Raw genomic sequence first — 17,208 nt, 5'->3', positions numbered from 1 at the left:
TTAGCCGACGACGGCGCCAAGTTTGAAGATGGGCAGGTACATGCCGACAACAATACCGCCGACGATGGTGCCAATGAATACCATGATCATCGGTTCCAGCAGGCTGCTCAAGGCATCGACCGCATTGCTGACCTCCTGTTCATAATACTCCGCAACCTTGAACAGCATCGCGTCCAGGGCACCGGCCTCTTCACCGATACCGGTCATCTGGATGACCATGTGCGGGAACAGCGCGGTCTGTTTCATGGCCATGTTGACTGGATAGCCTACTGAGACATCGTCGCGCATACGGAGCACGGATTCCTCATAGACCTTGTTACCTGTGGCACCTGCAACGATTCCAAGCGCTTCGACCAAGGGCACACCAGCTTTGAATGTCACTGCGGTCGTCCGGGCGAAGCGCGCAATGGAGCTGTTATGCATGATCTGGCCGATCACTGGCACCTTGAGGATGAGCCTATCCATGGTGTGCCGCATGTTAGGCGAGCGTTTGTAGGCAGCGATGAAGCCAGCAACCGCGCCCGCCAGCACCAGTAACATCAACCACCACCAGGACACCATGAACCGCGACAGGTTCACGATCATCTGGGTGAACGCCGGTAGTTCTGCACCGAACCCTTTGAAAACGTCCTCGAACTGTGGGACCACCCAGACCAGCAGGATGCCACTGACGACGAGTGCCACCGCCATTACCATGACTGGGTAGAACAAGGCCTTCTTGATCTTGCCCTTAAGGGACTCGATGTTCTCTTTATAGGTTGCGACAGTGTCCAGCACTGTTTCCAGCACGCCAGCGCCTTCGCCAGCGCGGACCAAGTTCCGGTAGAGGTCATCGAACTGCACAGGATGTTTGCTGACCGCTTCATATAGAGAAGAGCCGCCCTCAATGTCCGTACGGACCGAATCCACCATCTTCTTCATGCGTGGGTTCTTGTGGCCGCTGGCGATGATGTCCAACGCACCCACGATAGGTACGCCCGACTTCATCATGGTGGCCATCTGCCGACTGAAGAAGGCAATATCCTTTGATGAAATCTTGCTGCCGGCATTGCCGAACAGAGGTTTGGGCTTGGGCTTCACTGTGCCAGGATTGATGCCCTGACGTCGCAGTTCGGCCCTCAGCAGATTGGCATTCTTTGCCGCCTGCTCCCCTTTCATCTTTACGCCCCGCTTGTCGGTCCCCTCCCAGACAAACGGCTGCAGCTCCGTAGTGCCACGCGCCACGGGCTGCTTCTTGATCGTACTGCGACTGACAGACATATCGGCTCCCCAAGACCCACCATCCCCAGGCGGGCGTCTAGCGGCTGATGGTAGCGGGTTCACGCCCGTCTGGGCAGTTGGTAAGGGGGGCGGAATGCAATTTCGTGCCCGGCGCCGGCCAAAGGTGACGCACTGCGTCACATTGCCGCGTCCATCGCAGATTCGCATCCGGGGGGTTCCCATCCGTGAAATAGCTGCCATCATGGGCGCGGGGAAATCCAGGGGGAGGCGTGCCGGGTTGGCACGCAACCTGCGTTGATCCACCCGCAGGGGGCAGGACCCGCTCAGCTGGCCGCCGGCCAGACCGATCCTGCGCTCTGAAATCAACCACCACTATCTTGGGGATGTACCAAATGAAGAACCAGAAGGGCTTCACCCTTATCGAACTGATGATCGTCGTTGCGATCATTGCAATCCTGGCTGCCATCGCCCTGCCGCAGTACCAGAACTACGTAGCCAAGTCGCAGTTCACGGCAGGCCTCGCCGAAGTTTCGGCCGGCAAGACTGCCTACGAAACCAAGGTGAATGACGGTGTCACTGACGGCACGCAGTACACCACTGTATCGAACCTGGGCCTGAAGGATAGCGATCGTTGCGCGCTCACCGCGACCGCTCCGGATAACACCGGCGCTGGTTCGATTGTGTGCACCTTGAAGGGTAACCCGAAGGTTGCCACCAAGAAGATCACCTTGGAGCGTGACGCCAACGGCAACTGGAGCTGCAAGTCCGATCTGGCTGCTGCCGACAAGCCGAAGTATGCTCCGGCTACCTGCCAGGGCTGATACTTAGCAGTGATCGAAGGAGGGCCCCGCGTTGTCGGGGCCTTCTTCGTTTGGAGGCTATCCAACTAATTCGAGCCTGATGGGGAGGCGCGATGTTAAGGCATGCCGGTTTTACTCTGATTGAGCTCATGATCGCGGTCGCGATCATCGCGATCCTATCGGCGATCGCGATTCCTGTGTACCAAACTTTTGTCGCGAGATCGCAATTGACCGCTGCGTTGGCGGATATCAGGCCCGGCAAGACTACGGTTGAGTCTGTAGCCCAAGACAGCCGCAACGCGAGTCTGGTGAATGCGGAGTTCGTCGGTCTTTATCCGACGTCTCGTTGCACTGCTGTATCCGCTGTCTTGGATGAAGCCGGGGTGGGCAGTATCAGCTGCGTAGTCGATGGGGCACCGTCGATAAAGGGTAAAATCCTGTACCTAAAGCGCGCAGCCGACGGCACCTGGACCTGCGACGGCAGCGCCTTCGAAGCGCGCTATCGCCCAACCGGCTGTTGATCACACTTCGGCCTGCCAATGGGATGTTGGCGGGCCGTTGACGGGGCTATCATCCCCGGGGGAGTCAGGATCGTGCCTGCCGGGCTGGGAGTGCCGGGCGAGGCAGTCATGCTGAAGGATTGGCGTCGTCGTCGGCCATCGGGTCGCGGCAGGTTCTGCTGCCCTGTGCGGTGCCTCTGGAAGGCGCGCCGCACTGCCTGACCCATGATGAGCCAAGGATCCATATGAACGCCGTAACCACCGCCAATCTCGTCGGCATCACCGGCCTGGCCCGTCGCCTGGTCCAGGATGGTGCGCTGGACGAGGCTTCCGCCCGCGACGCCATGGCCAAGGCCGCTGCGGCCCGCCAGCCGCTGCCGACCTGGTTCGCGCAGAACAAGGTGGTCGGGGCGGCCCAGTTGGCGGCGGCCAACGCGGTCGAGTTCGGCATGCCGCTGTTCGACGTGTCCACGTTCGACGCCAGCCAGAACGCGATGAGCCTGGTCAGCGAGGAGCTGCTGCGCAAGCACAACGTGCTGCCGCTGTTCAAGCGCGGCGGCAAGCTGTTCGTGGGTACCAGCAATCCGACCCATTCGCTGGACGAGATCAAGTTCCACACCAATCTGGTGGTGGAGCCGATCCTGGTGGATGAAGACCAGATCCGCCGCACGCTCGAGCAGTGGCATGCCAGCCATGACACGCTGGGCGACGCGCTGGGCGGTGACGACGATGGCATGGGCAACCTGGATGTTGCGGCCGGAGACGAGGATCTCGGCGCCGGTGGCGACTCCGGCATCGATGCCAAGGGTGATGACACCCCGGTGGTGAAGTTCGTCAACAAGGTACTGGTGGACGCGATCCGCAAGGGCGCCTCGGACATCCACTTCGAGCCCTATGAAGACGACTATCGCGTGCGCCTGCGCATCGATGGCCTGCTGAAGATGGTCGCGCGCGCGCCGGTGAAGCTGAACCAGCGCATCGCCGCGCGCCTGAAGGTGATGGCGCAGCTGGACATCGCCGAGAAGCGCGTGCCGCAGGACGGACGCATCAAGCTCAACCTGTCCAAGACCAAGCAGATCGACTTCCGCGTGAGCACGCTGCCGACCCTGTTCGGCGAGAAGGTGGTGCTGCGTATCCTGGACGGCAGCGCGGCCAAGCTGGGCATCGACAAGCTGGGTTACGAGCCGGACCAGCAGAAGCTGTTCCTGGACGCCATCCACAAGCCCTACGGCATGGTGCTGGTGACCGGCCCGACCGGTTCGGGTAAGACGGTGTCGCTGTATACCGCGCTGGGCATCCTCAACGACGAGACGCGCAACATCTCCACCGCCGAAGACCCGGTGGAAATCCGCCTGCCAGGCGTCAACCAGGTGCAGCAGAACAACAAGCGCGGCATGACCTTCGCCGCGGCACTGCGCTCGTTCCTGCGACAGGATCCGGACATCATCATGGTCGGCGAAATCCGCGACCTGGAGACGGCCGAGATCGCGATCAAGGCGGCGCAGACCGGCCACATGGTGCTATCCACGCTGCACACCAACGATGCACCGCAGACCATCGCGCGCCTGATGAACATGGGCATCGCGCCGTACAACATCACCAGCTCGGTGACGCTGGTGATCGCCCAGCGCCTGGCGCGCCGGTTGTGCAACAACTGCAAGCGCCCAGCCAACCTGCCCGAACATGCGTTGCTGGCCGAGGGCTTTACCCAGGCGCAGCTGGATGCGGGTATCGAGCTGTACGAGGCGGTCGGCTGTGACGAGTGCACCGAGGGGTACAAGGGCCGCACCGGTATCTACCAGGTGATGCCGATGACCGACGAGATCGCCACGATCGTGCTGGCCGGTGGCAATGCGTTGCAGATTGCCGAGGCCGCACAGCAGATCGGGGTGAACGATCTGCGCCAGTCGGCGTTGAAGAAGGCGGCGGCGGGTGTCACCAGCCTGGCCGAGATCAACCGCGTTACCAAGGATTGAGGTAGAGCCGAGCCTATGCTCGGCTGATGGTTCGAAGAGCAGCCGAGCGTGGGCTCGGCTCTACAGTAGATCTGCGTCGTGCGTGGATGGGGTGGCCCGCGTCGGGCCCTGTCCTTACTCCATCCCCAGCTTCTTCAGCTTGTAGCGCAGCGCGCGGAAGGTGATGCCCAGCTGCGCGGCGGTGCGGGTCTTGTTCCAGCGGTTCTCTTCCAGCGCGCGCTGGATGGCGCTGCGCTCGAGCTGTTCGATGTACGAGGGCAGGGCGGCGCTGCCGGGCTGCAGGTCCACCACGGCTTCGGCGTGTGCTGCGCTGCCGGGCGTGCGCGGGGCGTGCTGCGGCAGGCGCAGGTCGTCGGCGCCGATGCAATCTTCCTCGGCCAGTGCCAGCGCGCGTTCCAGAATGTTCTCCAGTTCGCGCACGTTGCCGGGGAAGGCGTACTGGGCCAGTGCGTCCAGCGCCGACGGCGCCAGCAACGGCGTCGGGCGGCCATGGCTGCGGGCCAGCCGTGCCAGTACCGATGCGGCCAGTTCCGGCAGGTCCTGGCGACGCTCACGCAGCGGCGGCACCCTCAGTTCGATCACGTTGATGCGGTAGTAGAGGTCGTGGCGGAAGCGCCCGTCCTCGACCAGCTCGGCCAGGTCCTTATGGGTGGCCGAGAGGATGCGCACGTCCACCGGCTCCTCGGCAGCCGCGCCCACCGCGCGCACCGACTTCTCCTGGATCGCGCGCAGCAGCTTCACCTGCATCTGCAGCGGCAGCTCGGCCACTTCGTCGAGGAACAGGGTGCCGCCGTGCGCGGCCTGGAACAGCCCGGGCTTGTCGGCGTGGGCGCCGCTGAAGCTGCCTTTGCGGTGGCCGAAGAATTCGCTTTCCATCAGCTCGCCGGGAATGGCGCCGCAGTTGACCGGCACGAACGGGCCGGCCGCGCGGGCGCCCTGGGCGTGGATGGTGCGTGCGACCAGCTCCTTGCCCACGCCGGATTCGCCGAGGATGTAGACCGGCGCCTGGCTGCGCGCGACCTTGCCGATGGTGGTACGCAGCACGTCCATGGCCGGCGAATCGCCGAGCAGGCGTGCGCCCTGTTCGGCGGCGGGGCCGGGTGCAGGGCGCTCGGTGTTGTTCAGTTCCAGCGCGTGCTTGACCAGGCCGCGCAGCACGGCGATATCCACCGGCTTGCTGACGAAGTCGAAGGCGCCGGCCTTCAGCGCTTCCACGGCCAGGTCCATGCTGCCGAAGGCGGTGATCATCGCCACTGGCGTGCGCGGGTAGTGCTGCGCGATCTCGCTGACCAGCTCGATGCCATTGCCGTCCGGCAGGCGCATGTCGGTGATGCACAGGTCGTACGGATTGCTGGCCAGCAGTTCGCGCGCTTCTGCAAGGTTGGCTGCCGTACTGATGCGCAGCCCCATGCGGCCGAGCGTCAGTACCAGCAGTTCGCGGATGTCGCGTTCGTCGTCGACGACGAGGGCGCTGCGGGTTTCGTTCATGGGCGTGAAAGATAAACGAGGGGGCTGGAAGCGACAAATGTTTGACGCACAGAATCGAGATCAGGTGGGCAACAGCGTATGCGGGCCGGGCAGCACCAGGCGGAAGCAGGAGCCTCCAGCGGGAACCGGGATGTAGTCCAGCCGCGCCTGGTTGGCCCGGCACAGCTCGCGGGCGATATACAGGCCCAGCCCGGTGCCATGCTCGGACGTGGTGAAGAACGGCCGGAACAACTGTGCGGCCACGCTCTCGGGAATACCGGGGCCACGGTCCATCACGTCGATGACCGCACTGCGCTCGTGCTGCGCCACGCGCAGGCGCACCCGCGCCGGCTGCTGGCCGATGCGCCCGTACTTGAGCGCGTTGTGCACCAGCACGGTCAGCACCTGGTAGAGGTGCTTGGTGTCGACCTGGGCCAGCACCGAGGTGTCGTTGATGATCGGCTCGATGCTGTCGGTCTCCAGCGTCTGGCCCTGCTTGTACTCCAGCACGAAGCGGCGCACGAAGGCGGCCAGGTCGACGTTCTCCGGCGTGGCGCGCTCGCGCCGGGCCAGGCCCAGCACGCTTTCGACGATGCCGTTGGTGCGCTGGCACTGCTGGCGGATGATCTGCAGCAGGCGGCGGTCGCTTTCGTTGAAGCCGGTGCCTTCTTCCAGCAGCTGCACCGCGTAGTTGATCGCGGCCAATGGGTTGCGGATCTCGTGGGCGAGGCTGGCCGAGAAGCGGCCCATCGCCGACAGGGTGAGCGATTCGGCGCGGCGCGAGACCACGCTGGAGTCGTCCAGGAACACCAGGGCCAGGTCGCTGCCGGCCAGCAGGCGGGCAAAGCGCGGCTGCACTTCGGGCTGGTCGGGGTTGAGCTGCAGCGGTAGTTCGTCCTGCGCCCAGCCATTGCGCCAGCGCTGCAGGCGACGGGCGAGTTCCGGGGCGGCGCTGGCCAGGTCCAGGCGGCCGCTTTCGCCGCTGCCGTCGTTGTCACCGAGCAGCATCGCGGCGGCCTCGTTGGCCAGGGTGACGCGGTTGTCGGCGTCGACCACCAGCACGCCGGTACGCATGCGGCGGATGATCAGCTCGTTGATCTGGAACAGGTTGGCCACTTCATCGCCGCGCTGGTTGGCCAGCTGCTGGTTGCGGCGCGCGCGGCTGCCGACCTGGTAACTGATGAAGGCCAGCGCCAGGTAGCTGGTGGCGAACATGGCCAGTTCGGCCAGGGTGCGGGTGGGATCGCCGCCTTCCAGCAGCTTCCAGGTGTACTCCACGCCGGTGGCGAGGCTGGCGGCCAGCGCCAGGCCCAGCCCCAGGCTGAGCGGGAGCAGGGTGGCGGCGGCGGCGATGTTGAACAGCAGCGACATCGAGATGCCGGCGCTGGCACCGGGCAGGGCATGCGACAGCAGGGTGGCGGCGACGATGTCCACCAGCACGCCACTGACCACGATCGGGCGCAGCCAGCGTTCGTTGCGGCCGATCACCAGGGCCAGCAGGGACAGCACCAGGTAGATGGCGGCGACGGTGTCGGCCAGCCGCGGGTGGTGGGCTTCGCCGACCATGGCCGACAGCGGGCTGTAGAGCAGGGCGGCGATGACCGAGGCGATCAGCACCCGGTACAGCGCGAAGAAATACAGCTCACGCCGCGGAATCGATTCGATGCGGTCGATCAATGAAGCACTGGGTGACACGCCGGAACTCCCCTTCTGGCTGCCTGGGTCTGGACGCTGCGGCGGGCCTGCCTGGCGTCCCCTGAGGCCGGGCGGGCACGTCGCTTCGATGTGGCCTGCGGTGGAAGCAGCAGGGCAAGCCCGGCTCTACACACCTTGGTCGGCCAGTATAGGGCCCCAGGCAGGGCGCCGCCGGAGCCGCCCGGATCGCGCATTTGGCCCGGGATGGATACCGGTGGCCAGTGGGCCGCCGGGCGCAACTGCCTGAATGACCGCGGAAATCTGGCCGGGTCTGGCGTTTTGTACAGACTTCTTTGCGCCCCGGCGCCGGCTCGGCCACAATAGTGGGCCCGCCGCGGTCCATGCCGGCGCCCCGCCGGGGCCCTGAGGAATTGCGTGCGGTCGTTCCTATTCCCACGGTGACGCATGAATTTCCACGAATACCAGTCAAAACAACTGCTTGCCGAGTACGGCATCCCGGTCCCGGCCGGCAAGGTCGCTGCGACCCCGGACGAAGCGGTTGCCGCTGCCAACTCCCTGGGCCAGGGCCCCTGGATGGTCAAGGCGCAGATCCACGCTGGCGGCCGCGGCAAGGCTGGCGGCGTCAAGTTCTGCAAGACCACCGACGACGTGAAGGCCGCTGCGGCCAAGATGCTCGGCACCAAGATGGCCACCTACCAGACCGCAGGCGTTGAACTGCCGGTCAACCTGGTGCTGGTGACCACCGCCGGCGAGATCGTCAAGGAACTGTACCTGTCGGTGCTGGTCGACCGTGGCACCAAGACCATCACCTACATCGCCTCTTCGGAAGGCGGCGTGGAAATCGAGCAGGTTGCTGCTGAAACCCCGGAGCTGATCCACTCGCTGAACGTCGATTTCGTCGAAGGCGTGCAGGGTTACCACGGCCGTGATTTCGGCTTCAAGCTGGGCCTGACTGCCAAGCAGGCCGGCCAGTTCGCCAGCATCATGGTGAACCTGTACCGCCTGTTCAACGAAAAGGACCTGGCCCTGGTTGAAATCAACCCGCTGGCCATCCTGGACGACGGCAACCTGTACGCGCTGGACGGCAAGTTCGACAGCGACGACAACGCCGCGTTCCGCCAGAAGGCCCTGGTCGCCATGCGCGACAAGACCCAGGAAGATCCGACCGAAGTGATCGCTTCGGAGCTGGACATCAACTACGTCACCATGGACGGCAACATCGGCTGCATGGTGAACGGCGCCGGCCTGGCCATGGCCACCATGGACGTCATCAAGCTCAACGGCGGCGAGCCGGCGAACTTCCTGGACGTGGGCGGCGGTGCCAACAAGCAGCGCGTCATCGAGGCGTTCAAGCTGATCCTGTCCTCGGACAAGGTTGAAGGCATCTTCGTCAACATCTTCGGCGGCATCGTCCGCTGCGACATGATTGCCGAAGGCATCATCGCCGCCGTGAAGGAAGTGGGCGTCAAGGTTCCGGTCGTGGTGCGCCTGGAAGGCACCAACGTGGAAGAAGGCAAGCAGCTGCTGCGCGACAGCGGCATGGCCATCATCCCGGCTGACAACATCAACGATGGCGCCAAGAAGATCGTTGAAGCTGTCAAGAACGCTGCCTGATTCGACACCAAGGAATTCCCATGTCTGTTTTGATTAACAAGAACACCAAGGTGATCGTGCAGGGCTTCACCGGCCAGCAGGGCACCTTCCACGCCACTCAGATGATCGAGTACGGCACCCAGGTTGTTGGCGGCGTGACCCCGGGCAAGGGTGGCACCACCCACATCGACCTGCCGGTCTTCAACACCGTTGCCGACGCCGTGCAGAGCACCGGCGCCAACGCTTCGGTCATCTACGTGCCGCCGCCGTACGCGGCCGACGCGATCCTGGAAGCCGCTGCTGCCGGCATCAAGGTCATCGTCTGCATCACCGAAGGCATCCCGGTGCTGGACATGCTGCGCGTCAAGAACGTGCTGACCCGTTCGCATCCGGACACCGTGCTGATCGGGCCGAACTGCCCGGGCGTCATCACCCCGGGTGAGTGCAAGATCGGCATCATGCCGGGCCACATCCACCAGCCGGGCAAGATCGGTATCGTGTCGCGTTCGGGCACCCTGACCTATGAAGCGGTCAAGCAGACCACCGAAGTCGGCCTGGGCCAGTCCACCTGCATCGGCATCGGTGGTGACCCGATCAACGGCCTGAACTTCGTCGACTGCCTGAAGCTGTTCAACGAAGACCCGCAGACCGAAGGCATCATCATGGTTGGCGAGATCGGCGGTGACGCTGAAGAAGCCGGCGCCGAGTACATCAAGAACCACGTGAAGAAGCCGGTCGTCGGTTTCATCGCCGGTGCGTCGGCTCCGGCCGGCAAGCGCATGGGCCACGCGGGCGCGATCGCCTCGGGCGGCAAGGGCACTGCCGAAGGCAAGTTCGCCGCCATGGAAGCTGCCGGTGTTGTCACCGTCCGCTCGCCGGGCGATCTGGGCGCTGCCATCGCCAAGCTGGTGAAATAAGATCGACTGCCTCCGGCAGACGATGCTGTAGAGCCGGCCGCTGGCCGGCTGCTTGAACACAGAAAGGCCGCCTCCGGGCGGCCTTTCTGCGTCTGGTGTGGGGCCAGATCCCTTTTGCTGCGCAAAACGGATCTGACCCCGGCGTTACAATGGCGGCATTGCAACCACAGGCTGGAATCCCATGGCTTCGATCCGCATCGCGATGGCGCAGTTCGACTTCCCGGTCGGCGATGTCGCCGGCAACACCGAGCGCATCATCGAGATGATCGGCCAGGCGCGCGACGAGTACGGCGCCGAGCTGGTGATGTTCCCCGAGCTGGCGGTGAGCGGCTACCCGCCGGAAGACCTGCTGCTGCGCCCGGGCTTCCTGTACGAGTGCGAGCAGGCGATGGCCCGCATCGCTGCCGCCTGCCGCGGCATCACCGCCGTGGTCGGCTGGCCGCAGGCGGCTGGCGCGGTGGTCTACAACGCCGCCAGCGTGCTGCGTGACGGCCTGGTCGAGCAGACCTACCGCAAGCGTGAGCTGCCCAACTACGCCGTGTTCGACGAGCGCCGCTACTTCGATGTCGATCCGGATGGCGGCAGCTGCGTGTTCGAGGTCAACGGTATTCCGGTTGGCCTGCTGATCTGCGAGGACCTGTGGTTTGCCGAGCCGCTGGCCGACACCATGCGCGCCGGTGCGCAGCTGGTGGTGGTGCCGAATGCTTCGCCGTACGAGCGTGGCAAGCATGCCCAGCGCGACGCCGTGCTGGCTGCACGTACCCGCGAGAGCGGGGCGGCGATCGCCTATCTCAACGTGGTTGGCGGCCAGGACGCGCTGGTGTTCGATGGCGCCTCGGTGGTGGCCGACGGTGATGGCACGGTGCACCCGGCCGCTGCTGCCTTCGTCGACCAGTGGCTGGTGGTGGAGTACGACGGCGCCAGCCGCCGCTTCATGCCGCACGTGTGGATGGACGACGGCGACGAGAGCATGGACGCGCTGGCCTGGCGCGCGGTGACCCGTGGCATCCAGGACTACTGCCGCAAGAACGGCTTCAAGAAAGTGTGGCTGGGCCTGTCCGGCGGCATCGACTCGGCGATCGTGCTGGCCATGGCGGTCGACGCGATGGGCGCGGAGAACGTAACCGCCGTGCGCCTGCCGTCGCGCTACACCGCGGGCCTGTCCAACGACCTGGCGGCCGAGCAGTGCCAGGCGCTGGGCGTGAAGCTGGAGACGGTGTCGATCGAGCCGGCGTTCAAGGGCCTGATGGAAGCGTTGGCGCCGATGTTCGAGGGCACCGCGCCGGACGTGACCGAAGAGAACCTGCAGTCGCGCAGCCGCGGGGTGATCCTGATGGCGCTGGCCAACAAGTTCGGCGGCTTGCTGCTGACCACCGGCAACAAGAGCGAGTACGCGGTCGGCTACGCCACCATCTACGGCGACATGTGCGGTGGCTATGCGCCGCTGAAGGACCTGTACAAGACCGAAGTGTTCGGCCTGTCCAAGTGGCGCAATACCGTGGGCGGCGCACCGGTGATCCCGCCGGCGGTGATCAGCCGCCCGCCGTCGGCCGAGCTGCGCGAGAACCAGCTGGACCAGGATTCGTTGCCGGCCTATGACGTGCTGGACGGCATCCTGTACCGCTACATCGACCAGGAGCAGTCGCGCACGGAGATCGTGGCGGCCGGCTATGACGCGGCCGTGGTCGACCGCGTGCTGCGGCTGGTGCGCATCAGCGAGTGGAAGCGGCACCAGGCCGCGCCGGGGCCGAAGGTCTCGCGCCGCGCCTTTGGCCGCGAGCGTCGTTACCCGATCAGCAACGGCTACAAGGGCTGAGGCAGCGGTTGGCAGGTAGTGCCGGCCGCTGGCCGGCAACGCCCTATAGCGCGTATCCACGCATGGCGTGGATCTACTGCATTCGGTAGTGCCGGCCGCTGGCCGGCAACTTCCTGGATCGCGTATCCGGCATGGCGTGGATCTACCGGGCTTCGTCGAGCCGTTGTTCGAGGCCTGCGATCTCCGCAGCGTCGTTGAAGTGGTCGCCCTCCAGTCGTGCACGCACGAACGCCAGGGCATCCGCCGCCGCCGCATCCAGCGTGTCGCGATGATCGACCGGGTAGCGCCGGAACGCGACCGGCTCACCTCGCAAGGCCAGGCTTGCGGCGTACAGCAGGGTGGTCAGATAGGGCACGTCGCGGTCCTCGCTGCCATGGGCCAGCATCAGCGGCTGGCTGAAGCCGCGGCGCGGTACACCCAGATAGTCGTACAGCACCGCCCAGATGCCCGGCACGCTGGTCAGTGGTGCAGTAAACATGCTGCCGGTATCGGCGCCGTCCAGCGTGGCGGTCAGTTCGCTCAGGCACTGCTCGCGGGCCACTGCCACACGGGCACGGCCTGCGTCGCTGAGGACGCGGTCGATCTGAGGCGCGGCCTGCAGCAGGCCGTCGAGCAGATACGCGTGATATGCGTTGGGTGCGCCAGGATTGGCGGTGCGGTTGCCGGGATTCATCACCAGCGCGGTCAGTTCGACTGCGGTGGGCGTTCCGGCGGTGAAACTGCCGCGGTACTGCAGGGATGGGCCGCCATGGGAGGCGGCCAGATGGCCTGCTGTCAATGCGGCCGCGCCCCCCTGCGAATATCCGACCGAGACCCAGCGCGGCGACAATGTTGCCGTCCCCAGGTACTGGCGGCTGGCCTTGACCATGTCGATGGCGTTGCGCGCCGCGGTACGCACGTGCAGGTAGGCATGATTGCCTGGGCTGCCCAGGCCCTGGTAGTCGGCGGCGGCGACGGCATAGCCCTGGGCCAGGAACACGTCCAGGAAGCGTCCGTCGCGTTCGGCATGGGTGGGGCCGGAGACCGAGGGCGCACAGCGATCCGCAATGCCCTGAGTGCCATGTGCCCAGGACACCACCGGCCACCCGCCCGCAGGCGCCGCGCCGGCGGGCAGGTACAGCAGGCCGGTGCCTTCGGCCAGCTGGCCGCGGTGGTCCGGGGTGCGGTAGTGCAGCTTGTAGGCCTGCGCGGCCCTGGACGGCACCCATGACGCGCGATAGGGGGCAGCAGACAGCAGATCGCCCGGCGCGGCCGGTGCAGCGGCCAGGGGGCGCGGGGATAGCGCCAGCAGGGCGGTGGCGATGAGGCAGGACAGGGGACGGAAACTGCAGCGCAGTGGGGCCATGGGACGCTCCGTGATGGCCGGTGTGGCCGTTGCGCCGCAGTGTGGAGCGCCTCGCCCAGGCGGGCTGCGACCGGCGTCGCATCCGCGCTGGATTCGTAGCATTCCTAGGTGCCGGCCCCGGCGCGGGGAGGCGGATGAGGAAAGCAGTTGAGCGTGGCTCGACTCCACAAAGAAGAAGGGCCCCTTTCGGGGCCCTCTCTTATTTCTTTTCCAGTCGCGCGTTGCGCTGGCCGGTGCTGGCGGACTTCTCGCCGGCGAACGGGTTCAGCTTGCGGATCATCCACGGGTACTTCGGCCACTTGCCTTCCAGCCACGGGTGATCCGGCTGGTTCAGCTGCAGGACGCGACGGGCGTCGTCGGCCAGGGTCTTGTTGCCCAGGTGGGTGTAGGAATCGGCCAGCACGGCCACGGCGTCGTACTGGAAGGCGCTCTGCGGGTAGGTTTCCAGCAGGTAGTTGGCGCGGCCCACGGCCGAGACCCAGGCGCCGCGGCGCATGTAGTACAGGGCGTTGTCCAGCTCGTGCTGGGCGAACACGTCACGCAGCTCCAGCATGCGCTGGCGCGCATCGGCGGCGTAGCGGCTGTTCGGGTAACGATCAACCACGATGTTGAAGTCCGAGTACGCCTGGTGCGGCGTGGACAGGTCGCGGCGGCTGGCATCCAGCGACCATACGCGGCGCAGGAAAACCGTACTGCGGTTGGAATTGGCCAGGCCGCGCAGGTAGTACAGGTACGCAATGTTGCGGTGCGTCGGGTAGGTGCGGATGAAACGGTCGATGCTGGAGACGGCGTCATCGTGCTTGCCGGCCTTGTACTGGGCGTAGGCGGTTTCGATCATCGCCTGCTCGGTGTACGGGCCGTACGGATACTGGGCCACCAGGCGGCGGAAGCTGGCTTCGGCGCCGCTCCAGTTGCCGCCCTGCATCAGCTTGTGGCTTTTCTCGTACAGCTGTTCGACCGGCACGCCTTCGTCGGGGCGATCACCCTTCTTGGCGCCGCGGTGGCAGCCGGTTGCGGCGATGACCAGCACCAGCAGCAGGGCGGTGAGGCGGACGGGCGCGGAGAGCATGGCGGAGCGTCGGATCATGGGGTCGAGGCGGGACGCGGCTGGAATACGAAGGGTCGATGATAGCCTAGTGTCCTGTCCAGCGACTGAAACCGGCCGCCGGGACCCCAAAATTTCAAAGAATGCCCCCTGCCATGTCTGAACAACCCTCTGAATCGGCCCGCCAGGCCATCGTCCCTGACACCGCCGCCGGCCGTCGTTTCGATGCCGTCGTGGCCGAACTGTTCCCCGAATATTCGCGTTCGCGCCTGACCGAGTGGATCAAGTCCGGTGACGTCCTGCTGGACGGCGCCCAGGTGCGCCCGCGCGATCCGCTGCGCGGCGGCGAGGTGGTGACCCTCCACGTGGTGCTGGAAACCCAGACCGACGCCCAGCCGGAGGACATCCCGCTGGACGTGCTGTTCGAGGACGAGCATGTGCTGGTGATCAACAAGCCGGTCGGCCTGGTGGTCCACCCCGGCGCCGGCAACCACAGCGGCACCCTGGTCAACGCGCTGCTGTTCCGCGACCCCTCGGTGGCGGTGCTGCCGCGCGCGGGCATCGTGCACCGCCTGGACAAGGACACCAGCGGCGTGATGGTGGTGGCCAAGACCCTGGAAGCGCAGACTGCATTGGTCGAGCAACTGGCGGCCCGTGACGTGCACCGCCAGTACCTGGCCATCGTGATGGGCGCGCTGGTGGCAGGCGGTACCGCCGATGCCCCGATCGACCGCCACCCGCGCGACCGGCTGAAGATGGCGGTGCGCGAAGACGGCAAGGAAGCGGTGACCCACTACCGCCTGCGCGAGCGCTTCCGTGCGCACACCGCGCTGGAGTGCCGCCTGGAAACCGGCCGTACCCACCAGATCCGCGTGCACATGGCACACGTGCGCCATCCGATCATCGGCGACCCGCTGTACGGCGGTGCGCTGAAGCTGCCCAAGGGTGCCAGCGACGAGCTGGTGGCCGCGCTGCGCGGCTTCAAGCGCCAGGCCTTGCACGCCGAGACCCTGGAGTTCATGCATCCGATCACCGGTGAGCCGGTGCGCAATACCGCGCCGGTGCCGGAGGACATGCTGCACCTGATGAAGGTGCTGCGCGAAGACAGCGAAGCCTTCGCCGCCCGCGAGCGGGATCGCTGGTGATGGCCGCCGCGCTGCCGTTGCTGCAGGCGGACTGGCCGGCGCCGGCAGGCGTCCATGCGCTGACCACGCGCCGGCATGGCGCGGGCATTTCGCCGGCGCCGTTCGCGCAGTTCAACCTCGGCAACCGGCACGCGGCCGATGGTGATACCCCGGCCAACGTGGAGCACAACCGCAAGCTGCTGCAGGAGGGGCTGGCACTGCCCTCGGCACCGCACTGGCTGCGCCAGGTGCACAGCAGCACCGTGCTGCGCTTCACCGCGCCACCGGTGCCCGGCACCAGCGAACCGGTGGCCGACGCCGCGGTGACTTCGGTGCCGGGCGTGGTGCTGGCGATCCTGACCGCCGACTGCCTGCCGGTGGTGTTTGCCGCGGCCGATGGCAGCGAGGTGGGTGCGGCCCATGCCGGCTGGCGTGGGCTGGCTGACGGCATGCTGGAGGCCACGGTGGCCGCCCTGCAGACGCCGCCGGCGCAGCTGCGGGCCTGGCTGGGCCCGGCCGCCGGGCCGTCCGACTATGAGATCGGCGAGGAGGTCTATCACGCCTTCGTCGGCCATGATCCGGCCGCCGAAGCGGCGTTCGTGGCGACCCGGCCGGGCCACTGGAAGGTGGACCTGTTCGCGCTGGCGCGGCAGCGGTTGCAGGCGGCGGGGATGGACCCGGCGCAGGTGTATGGCGGCACGGTGTCGACCATGGCCGATCCTGACCTGTATTCGCACCGGCGCGACCGTCGTACCGGGCGCATGGCGACCCTGGCCTGGATCGCGCCCTGACCCCGTCGCTGTTTGCGCGGGTGCTGGGGCCGGCCTTCGCCACCCTGGCAGCGCCGGTGCAGGCGCTGCATGCCGCGCCGTTGCCCTGCCGTTACGTGGGGCAGGCGCGCATCGTGAGGGGGCGGCACTGGCTGGTGCCGCTGCTGGCCACGTTGGCGCGGTTGCCGAAGGACGGCGACGCGCTGCCCACCGAAGTGGCGTTCAGTGCACGCGGGCAGGGCGAGCAGTGGGCGCGGCGGTTTGGCCGCTGGCCGATGGTGTCGCGGCTGTGGGCGCACGAAGGGCTTCTGCGCGAGCAACTGGGCGCGGTTCGCTTCGAGTTCGCGCTGCAGGCCCGCGAGGGTGGCATCGACTGGTCGGTGCGGCGGGTCTGGGCGTTCGGGCTGCTGCCGCTGCCGACGCGTTGGTTCGGCGGTGTGCGCTGCCGTGAAGCCTGGCGCGGCGAGCGTTACACTTTCCTGGTCGATGTGACGCTGCCCTGGGCCGGAGCCCTGATCCGCTATGAAGGCTGGCTCGAACCACAGTGACGGCGCCGCCGGGACTGGCAGCGCGGTGATCGTGTTCGACGGCGTGTGCGCCCTGTGCAACCGCTGGGTGCGCTTCCTGCTGCGTTTCGACCGCAAGGGGCGCTACCGTTTTGCGGCGATGCAGGGGCAGCAGGGCAGCGCGATGTTGCGCGCGCACGGGCTGGACCCGCAGGACCCGATGTCGTTCCTGCTGCTGGATGCGCAGGGCACCTGGACCGATACCGATGCCATCCTGCGTGTACTGGCCGGGCTGGGCGGTGGATGGCGCCTGAGCGGCGTACTGAAGGTGCTGCCGCGCGGACTGCGCGACGCGGCGTACCGCGCGCTGGCCCGCAACCGCTACCGCTGGTTCGGGCGGCATGATGCCTGTCATCTGCCCGCACCGGAGCAGGCAGCGCGATTCCTGGATTGAAGAAAAAGGGGACGGAGG

The 17,208-nt window shown here is 66.3% G+C and carries 15 protein-coding genes; 10 read left to right on the top strand and 5 right to left on the bottom strand.

From position 1 onward, the window contains the following. Positions 1 to 1,260, bottom strand: a complete 1,260-nt coding sequence (locus tag AC5P7A_RS12895) for a type II secretion system F family protein (RefSeq protein ID WP_053495121.1) — start codon at positions 1,258 to 1,260, stop codon at positions 1 to 3. 353 nt (positions 1,261 to 1,613) lie between these two features. Between AC5P7A_RS12895 and AC5P7A_RS12890 the strand changes: the two genes are divergently transcribed. The 3 genes from AC5P7A_RS12890 to pilB all read left to right on the top strand — a co-directional run bounded on the left by AC5P7A_RS12890 (position 1,614) and on the right by pilB (position 4,497). Next, entirely contained in the window at positions 1,614 to 2,042 is a 429-nt protein-coding gene (locus tag AC5P7A_RS12890; RefSeq protein ID WP_053495122.1) for a pilin, read from the top strand. Positions 2,043 to 2,134: 92 nt separating this feature from the next. Further along, positions 2,135 to 2,542: a pilin gene (locus AC5P7A_RS12885; protein ID WP_053495123.1), complete on the top strand. Its 408-nt coding sequence runs from the start codon at positions 2,135 to 2,137 to the stop codon at positions 2,540 to 2,542. A 224-nt stretch (positions 2,543 to 2,766) separates the two neighbouring features. After that, positions 2,767 to 4,497, top strand: a complete 1,731-nt coding sequence (pilB, locus tag AC5P7A_RS12880; RefSeq protein WP_014648200.1) for a type IV-A pilus assembly ATPase PilB — start codon at positions 2,767 to 2,769, stop codon at positions 4,495 to 4,497. Positions 4,498 to 4,611: 114 nt separating this feature from the next. On the opposite strand, the gene AC5P7A_RS12875 is transcribed toward pilB, so the two are convergent. Together AC5P7A_RS12875 and AC5P7A_RS12870 are read right to left on the bottom strand one after the other, a co-directional pair. Continuing rightward, positions 4,612 to 5,985 (bottom strand): sigma-54-dependent transcriptional regulator, encoded by a 1,374-nt coding sequence (locus tag AC5P7A_RS12875; protein WP_126411296.1) that lies wholly within the window; start codon positions 5,983 to 5,985, stop codon positions 4,612 to 4,614. 60 nt (positions 5,986 to 6,045) lie between these two features. After that, positions 6,046 to 7,659, bottom strand: a complete 1,614-nt coding sequence (locus AC5P7A_RS12870; RefSeq protein ID WP_049440369.1) for a sensor histidine kinase — start codon at positions 7,657 to 7,659, stop codon at positions 6,046 to 6,048. 405 nt (positions 7,660 to 8,064) lie between these two features. Here AC5P7A_RS12870 and sucC point away from each other — a divergent pair, with 405 nt between their 5' ends. The 3 genes from sucC to AC5P7A_RS12855 all read left to right on the top strand — a co-directional run bounded on the left by sucC (position 8,065) and on the right by AC5P7A_RS12855 (position 11,946). Continuing rightward, positions 8,065 to 9,234 (top strand): ADP-forming succinate--CoA ligase subunit beta, encoded by a 1,170-nt coding sequence (gene sucC / locus AC5P7A_RS12865; protein ID WP_004154430.1) that lies wholly within the window; start codon positions 8,065 to 8,067, stop codon positions 9,232 to 9,234. A 20-nt stretch (positions 9,235 to 9,254) separates the two neighbouring features. Then, the gene (gene sucD, locus AC5P7A_RS12860) at positions 9,255 to 10,130 is read left to right on the top strand and encodes a succinate--CoA ligase subunit alpha (protein ID WP_005410793.1); all 876 of its coding nucleotides are present in this window, start codon (positions 9,255 to 9,257) and stop codon (positions 10,128 to 10,130) included. Between the two features lie 181 nt (positions 10,131 to 10,311). Beyond that, positions 10,312 to 11,946 (top strand): NAD+ synthase, encoded by a 1,635-nt coding sequence (locus AC5P7A_RS12855; protein WP_111206597.1) that lies wholly within the window; start codon positions 10,312 to 10,314, stop codon positions 11,944 to 11,946. 142 nt (positions 11,947 to 12,088) lie between these two features. Here AC5P7A_RS12855 and AC5P7A_RS12850 read toward each other — a convergent pair whose 3' ends face one another. Further along, entirely contained in the window at positions 12,089 to 13,291 is a 1,203-nt protein-coding gene (locus AC5P7A_RS12850) for a lipase family protein (protein WP_495220194.1), read from the bottom strand. A 199-nt stretch (positions 13,292 to 13,490) separates the two neighbouring features. After that, a complete protein-coding gene (locus AC5P7A_RS12845) occupies positions 13,491 to 14,378 on the bottom strand; it encodes an outer membrane protein assembly factor BamD (protein WP_032960726.1) in 888 nt (295 codons plus the stop codon). A gap of 113 nt (positions 14,379 to 14,491) precedes the next feature. On the opposite strand from AC5P7A_RS12845, the gene rluD reads away from it, so the two are divergent. The 4 genes from rluD to AC5P7A_RS12825 are packed head-to-tail and all read left to right on the top strand — an operon-like array spanning position 14,492 to position 17,190. After that, a complete protein-coding gene (gene rluD, locus AC5P7A_RS12840) occupies positions 14,492 to 15,481 on the top strand; it encodes a 23S rRNA pseudouridine(1911/1915/1917) synthase RluD (RefSeq protein WP_014038257.1) in 990 nt (329 codons plus the stop codon). Then, a complete protein-coding gene (gene pgeF, locus AC5P7A_RS12835) occupies positions 15,481 to 16,251 on the top strand; it encodes a peptidoglycan editing factor PgeF (RefSeq protein WP_111206593.1) in 771 nt (256 codons plus the stop codon). The genes rluD and pgeF overlap by 1 nt, the downstream gene beginning before the upstream one ends. A 20-nt stretch (positions 16,252 to 16,271) precedes the next feature. After that, the gene (locus AC5P7A_RS12830; protein ID WP_049440363.1) at positions 16,272 to 16,778 is read left to right on the top strand and encodes a DUF4166 domain-containing protein; all 507 of its coding nucleotides are present in this window, start codon (positions 16,272 to 16,274) and stop codon (positions 16,776 to 16,778) included. Further along, complete coding sequence (locus tag AC5P7A_RS12825) at positions 16,753 to 17,190, top strand: thiol-disulfide oxidoreductase DCC family protein (protein WP_111206591.1); 438 nt, start codon at positions 16,753 to 16,755, stop codon at positions 17,188 to 17,190. The genes AC5P7A_RS12830 and AC5P7A_RS12825 overlap by 26 nt, the downstream gene beginning before the upstream one ends. Positions 17,191 to 17,208: the final 18 nt, after the last annotated feature.

This window comes from Stenotrophomonas sp. YJH_SMC_65 (assembly GCF_059369475.1).
The sequence above is the reverse complement of the archived record's forward strand: the minus strand, read 5'-3'. Positions and strand labels throughout refer to the sequence as shown.

Coding starts and splice junctions, on each gene's coding strand:
- AC5P7A_RS12875 (WP_126411296.1), bottom strand. CDS start 5,985: ATGAACGAAACCCGCAGCGCCCTCGTCGTCGACGACGAACGCGACATC.
- AC5P7A_RS12850 (WP_495220194.1), bottom strand. CDS start 13,291: ATGGCCCCACTGCGCTGCAGTTTCCGTCCCCTGTCCTGCCTCATCGCC.
- AC5P7A_RS12855 (WP_111206597.1), top strand. CDS start 10,312: ATGGCTTCGATCCGCATCGCGATGGCGCAGTTCGACTTCCCGGTCGGC.
- AC5P7A_RS12890 (WP_053495122.1), top strand. CDS start 1,614: ATGAAGAACCAGAAGGGCTTCACCCTTATCGAACTGATGATCGTCGTT.
- pgeF (WP_111206593.1), top strand. CDS start 15,481: ATGGCCGCCGCGCTGCCGTTGCTGCAGGCGGACTGGCCGGCGCCGGCA.
- sucD (WP_005410793.1), top strand. CDS start 9,255: ATGTCTGTTTTGATTAACAAGAACACCAAGGTGATCGTGCAGGGCTTC.
- AC5P7A_RS12845 (WP_032960726.1), bottom strand. CDS start 14,378: ATGATCCGACGCTCCGCCATGCTCTCCGCGCCCGTCCGCCTCACCGCC.
- rluD (WP_014038257.1), top strand. CDS start 14,492: ATGTCTGAACAACCCTCTGAATCGGCCCGCCAGGCCATCGTCCCTGAC.
- AC5P7A_RS12885 (WP_053495123.1), top strand. CDS start 2,135: ATGTTAAGGCATGCCGGTTTTACTCTGATTGAGCTCATGATCGCGGTC.
- pilB (WP_014648200.1), top strand. CDS start 2,767: ATGAACGCCGTAACCACCGCCAATCTCGTCGGCATCACCGGCCTGGCC.
- sucC (WP_004154430.1), top strand. CDS start 8,065: ATGAATTTCCACGAATACCAGTCAAAACAACTGCTTGCCGAGTACGGC.
- AC5P7A_RS12825 (WP_111206591.1), top strand. CDS start 16,753: ATGAAGGCTGGCTCGAACCACAGTGACGGCGCCGCCGGGACTGGCAGC.
- AC5P7A_RS12895 (WP_053495121.1), bottom strand. CDS start 1,260: ATGTCTGTCAGTCGCAGTACGATCAAGAAGCAGCCCGTGGCGCGTGGC.